The organism is Nitrobacter sp. 62-13 (assembly GCF_001896955.1).
In the GTDB taxonomy this organism is placed as follows: Bacteria; Pseudomonadota; Alphaproteobacteria; order Rhizobiales; family Xanthobacteraceae; genus Nitrobacter.
In genome coordinates this window covers 279-5239 of record NZ_MKRN01000146.1, presented here as the reverse complement: position 1 = coordinate 5239, position 4961 = coordinate 279, and the positions used below count along the sequence as shown (strand labels likewise).

Below are 4961 nucleotides of genomic sequence, written 5' to 3'. Positions count from 1 at the left end.
TCCTCAACCACCTCTATGGCGGCATGGACGAGCCGGAGCTGAAGATCATCGACGTCTTCATCTGCAAGCTGCGCAAGAAGCTCGCCAACGCCTCGGAAGGACGCAACTTCATCGAGACCGTTTGGGGCCGCGGCTACGTCTTGCGCGAACCGCATGAGGACGACGTCCGCATCCCGGCCTGACCACTTCACCGTTCCTCCCAGACTGACCCCGCCGCAATTGGCGGGGTTTTTGTTTTGAGACGCAAGCCTGCATCCGACCGAGGGTCGGTTTCGATCCGGCCGTGAACCCGTCGCCGGGTTGCCTCGACTGACACCGCAGGACCGATGATCCGAGCTTGAGGGTATCCACGGGGGCTGACATGATCCTGCAATCGCTGGCCGGGCTGCCGGCATTCCTGCTCTATTTCTGCACCGGCCTGATCGCGGTCTTGCTGTATCTGTTCGCCTATACCCGCGTCACGCCGCACGACGAATTCAAGCTGATCTGCGACAACAATCCTGCGGCCGCGATCGCGCTCGGGCTCAGTCTAATCGGGTTCGTCATTCCGGTTGTCAGCGCCATCATGCACACCGTCAACGTGATCGATTGCCTGATCTGGAGCGTGATCGCGCTGATCGTGCAGATCGCCGTCTACTACATCGTGAAAATTCCAGTGCCCAACCTGTCGGGCCGGATCGCCGCCGGCGAACTCGCGCCCGCGATCTGGCTGGGCCTGTCGTCGATCGCCGCCGGTGCGATCAACGCGGCATCGATGGTCTACTGACCATGGCAAGGCCTCCCGCCGAACCGTTCGGGAAACGACGCCTGCCGCCGCTCGAACCCTCGCCCCCGCCGAAACGCTCCGGACGCGTCGCGCTGCTGGTGATGGGCACGCTCGCGGTCGGCGGCGGAGCCTATGCGCTGATGCCGCACGACGATTGCGAGTCCAACCGTCCTGGCGTCGCGGCGTCCGGAATGCCCGGTCAGGCCGCCACGACCTGCAATTCAGGTTCATCGAGCGGCGGACACGGCAGCGGCTGGTCGTCGCGATCAGGCTTTTACGGCGGCGATTCCTCGTCGAGCCATTCCTCGTCATCATCCGAAACCGGCGGCGGCCCGATCACACGCGGAGGTTTCGGCGGCTTCGCCCATGCGATCTCATCTCATTTTTCCGGCGGCTGACCCTCCTTCCGGATTGCGAGCCTCCGATATGCAACGCATCGCCTGCCCCGAACGCGACGACTGGCAAATCACCGCCGAAAACGCGGGCTTCGCGTTTCATACGCTCGACGGCGAGCGTTACTGGGACGAGCGCGCCTATTACGCCTTCACGCTCGAGGAAATCGAACATGGGATCGAGGCGCCGACCGGCGAAATCCATTCCATGTGCCTCGAACTGGTCAAGCGGGCGATGAATGACGAAAGCGTGCTACGCCGCCTCAGGATTCCGCAGGCCTGCTGGCCGATCCTCACCGATAGCTGGCGGCGCGGCGACGCCACGCTCTACGGCCGCTTCGACTTCTGCTTCAGCGGTCAGGGTCCGGCGAAACTGCTCGAATACAATGCCGATACGCCCACCTCGCTGTTCGAGGCCGCGGTGTTTCAATGGACCTGGCTCGAGCAGGCGATGGAGCGCCAGATCATCCCGAACGGAGCCGATCAGTTCAACTCTATCCATGACAAGCTGATCGCGCGTTGGCGGGAGATCGGAGCGAACGGCCATCTGCATCTGACCGGGCTATACGAGAACCCGGAGGATGCGGTGACGCTGAACTATCTCGAGGACACCGCCCGGCAAGCCGGCCTGCAGACGACGTCGCTGGAGATCGAAAGCATCGGCGTCGACGGTACCAGCCAATTCGTCGATCTCGACGATCGCCGCATCGAGCTTGCGTTCAAACTCTACCCCTGGGAATGGATGCTGCGCGACAGCTTCGGCTCCCGGATTCGGACCGCAACGACGCGCTGGATCGAGCCGCCCTGGAAGGTCGTGCTCTCCAACAAGGGAATTCTGCCGCTGTTGTGGGAGATGTTTCCCAATCATCCCAACCTGCTGCCCGCCTATTTCGAAGACGATGCCGAGGTGGGCAGGCTCGGCAGTTCCTACGTGCGTAAGCCGATCTACTCCCGTGAAGGCGCCAACGTCGAACTGGTCTGCGATGGAACGGCGCTGGAGCGGCAAAGCGGGCCCTATGGCAGCGAGGGGTTCGTGCGGCAGGCCTTCGCGCCGCTCCCGAGCTTCGAAGGCATGTATCCGGTCATCGGAAGCTGGATCGTCGGCGACCAGACTTGCGGGCTCTCGATTCGCGAGGACGCGAACCCGATCACTGGCAACACGTCGCGCTTTCTTCCGCACGCGATCCTGTAAAACCGCGCAGCATCATTCCGGACGCCGCGCCATACGGCTCGCCCGGAATAATATTTGAGAATAATATTTGAAACGTGTCAGGCCCGGGCGGCGGCGGACTTGGCCGACGGCATGCCCGGAACCAGCGACGGCGCGCTGACGTAATTAGGCCGATAGAGACCTCGTTTGTCCGGATGAGGCTTGAACGCGTCGGTCAACCCGACCACGGTTTCCGCGGCGCCGAGCGCGAGAAAACCATCGCTCTCCATCCGCTTCGCAAGCCGCTGGAAAATGCTGACCTTGGTTTCCTGATCGAAATAGATCAGCACGTTGCGGCAGAAGATCACATCGAACGTGCCGAGGTGAGAAAAATCCTGCAGCAGGTTGAGCTGACGGTGCTGAACCATCGCGCGAATGTCGGCATTGATCTGCCAGAGTTCGCCGACCTGCTTGAAATACTTGATGAGCAACTGAATGGGCAGCCCGCGCTGCACCTCGAACTGACTGTAGAGGCCGGATCGCGACTTTTCGAGCACCTCGGTCGACAGATCGGTGGCGATGATCTCGGTGCGCCATCCGGCCAGCGCCGGACCGTATTCCTTGAGGCACATCGCGATCGAATACGGCTCCTGTCCGGTCGAACCGGCGGCGCACCAGATCCGCAGGCTGCGGCGAGCCGTCCGGGCCTGCACCAGCGCCGGGATCACGGTGTCCCGCAGGTGTTCGAACGGGGTCTTGTCCCGAAAGAAGAAGGTTTCGTTGGTGGTCATCGCCTCGACGACCTCAACGATCAACGCCCCGGCGCCGTTCTTCATTTTCTGCACAAGGTCGCTGATGCCTGAAAGTCCAGCCTTGCGGGCAAGCGGCGTCAGGCGGCTCTCGACCAGATATTGCTTGTCGGCGGCGAGATCGAGTCCGGACTGGTCCTTCAGGAACATGCGCAGATACTCAAAATCAAGCGGTGTCACGAATGGCCTCCCGCAAACAACCGAACGAGTTTCGGTGCAATTTGTTGAAGCGGCAAAACGGCCGCGCAAATTCCGGCCTGGGCGGCTGCGCCCGGCATTCCCCACACCACGCTGCTCGCTTCGTCCTGCGCGATGACACTTCCTCCCGCGGCGACGATCTGCTTGCCGCCGCGCATTCCGTCCGATCCCATCCCCGTCAGGATGACGGCCAGAATACCTCCCTGCCAGATGTCGATCGCAGACGTGAACAGCGGATCGACGGCCGGTTTGCAGAAGTTCACCGGCGGGCCGTCGTCGAGCGCGATGACCCCGCCCATGCCCTTTCGCACCACCCGCATGTGGCGACCGCCCGGGGCAATATAGATTCGTCCGGGCTTCACGGCCTCCTCGTGCACGCCCTCCTGCACCGGGCGTCCGGCGACCCGCGCCAGATGTTCTGCGAGAATGGTCGTGAAGGTCGGTGGCATGTGCTGCGTGATCAGCACCGGAACGGTGTCGATCACAGGGCCTATTCCGGCCACCAGCGTCATCAGCGCCTGCGGCCCGCCCGTTGACGAACCAATCAGCAGCACGCGCGGCGGCAGCAGGCTGAAGGAACGCAGTGCCGGTGCGGGTTGCGCCGGCGCAGGAGCGGCCTGAGCGGGACTCGGCGCCGGTTCGTGCGGCGCCAGCGGCGGCGCGGCGACCGCCGCCGGACGACGACGCTTCGCCGCCAAATTCCGGATCTTCTGGATCAGGTCGTGCTTGAAGATATCGGCCGCCGCGATCTCGCGGGTGCTCTCCGGCTTCGGAATGTAATCCGCCGCGCCGAGCGACATGGCCTTGAAACTGATCTCCGCGTTGCGGCGGGTGAGCGTCGAGGCCATGATGATGATGAGGTCGGGTTTCTTGGCCAGCAATTGCGGCAGCGCGGAAATGCCGTCGAGACCTGGCATTTCGATATCGAGGACGACGACATCGGGATTGGCGCGCTCGACCTGGCTGACCGCATCGAGCCCAGTGCGCAGCGAAGCCGCCACCATCATGTCGGGTTCAGCCTCGATCCAACGGGAAATCAGCCCGCGAATGACGACCGAGTCGTCGACCACCATGACGCGCAACGGCTCCTGCCGTTCTGAATCCAAAGCCGCCGGACTTGCCAAAGCAGTACTCATGACCCACCAGACGCAACCACGAACAAGACGATTTCTGCGCCGGGCGATCCGGTACGGCGCGGCTAATTTCAGATCAGACCGATTTCGTGAAACTTCGCCGTCACGATGTCCTTGTCGAAGGGCTTCATGATGTATTCGTTGGCGCCGGCATGAAGCGCGCGGGCGATATGCGCGACGTCGTTCTCCGTGGTGCAAAACACCACCTTCGGCTGATCGCCGCCGGGCATCCGACGCAGGTTGCGAAGGAATTCGTAACCGTCCATGACCGGCATGTTCCAGTCCAGGAGCACGGCATCGGGCAGTTCGCGCTTGCAGGCATCAAGCGCTTTCTCGCCGTCCTCCGCCTCGACGATATGGAAATTGAAGCCTTCCAGGATACGCCGCGCGACCTTACGGATAACGCTCGAATCATCCACGACCAGACACGTTTTCATTTCGGCCTCCGCCTCTTTCAACCTTCATGACGGGACGTTTTCCCGATGACCCCAGTTACCGCCGGTTCAAGCTGCA

Annotated in this window: 7 protein-coding genes; 4 read left to right on the top strand and 3 right to left on the bottom strand. The window is 62.5% G+C overall.

Going from position 1 to position 4961, the window contains the following annotated elements:
* The 4 genes from BGN91_RS10545 to BGN91_RS10530 all read left to right on the top strand — a co-directional run.
* A partial coding sequence (locus BGN91_RS10545) for a helix-turn-helix domain-containing protein (RefSeq protein WP_292612910.1) occupies positions 1-182 on the top strand: 182 nt, incomplete at its 5' end.
* Between the two features lie 179 nt (positions 183-361).
* Positions 362-766, top strand: a complete 405-nt coding sequence (locus BGN91_RS10540; RefSeq protein ID WP_292612909.1) for a DUF350 domain-containing protein — start codon at positions 362-364, stop codon at positions 764-766.
* 2 nt (positions 767-768) lie between these two features.
* Entirely contained in the window at positions 769-1164 is a 396-nt protein-coding gene (locus tag BGN91_RS10535) for a hypothetical protein (RefSeq protein WP_292612908.1), read from the top strand.
* Positions 1165-1192: 28 nt separating this feature from the next.
* Positions 1193-2350: a glutathionylspermidine synthase family protein gene (locus BGN91_RS10530; RefSeq protein WP_292612906.1), complete on the top strand. Its 1158-nt coding sequence runs from the start codon at positions 1193-1195 to the stop codon at positions 2348-2350.
* A gap of 77 nt (positions 2351-2427) precedes the next feature.
* Here the strand turns inward: BGN91_RS10530 and BGN91_RS10525 are convergent, their stop codons facing one another.
* From BGN91_RS10525 to BGN91_RS10515, 3 genes are all read right to left on the bottom strand, one after another.
* On the bottom strand, positions 2428-3297 hold the full coding sequence (locus tag BGN91_RS10525) for a protein-glutamate O-methyltransferase CheR (protein WP_292612905.1): 870 nt from the start codon (positions 3295-3297) through the stop codon (positions 2428-2430).
* Positions 3294-4451, bottom strand: coding sequence for a chemotaxis response regulator protein-glutamate methylesterase (locus BGN91_RS10520; protein WP_292612904.1), 1158 nt, complete (start codon positions 4449-4451; stop codon positions 3294-3296). Before BGN91_RS10520 ends, BGN91_RS10525 begins: the two co-directional genes overlap by 4 nt.
* Before the next feature lie 68 nt (positions 4452-4519).
* Positions 4520-4885 carry a response regulator gene (locus BGN91_RS10515; protein WP_292612902.1) on the bottom strand — a complete coding sequence of 122 codons (366 nt, stop codon included), beginning with the start codon at positions 4883-4885 and terminating at the stop codon, positions 4520-4522.
* Between the last annotated feature and the right edge of the window lie 76 nt (positions 4886-4961).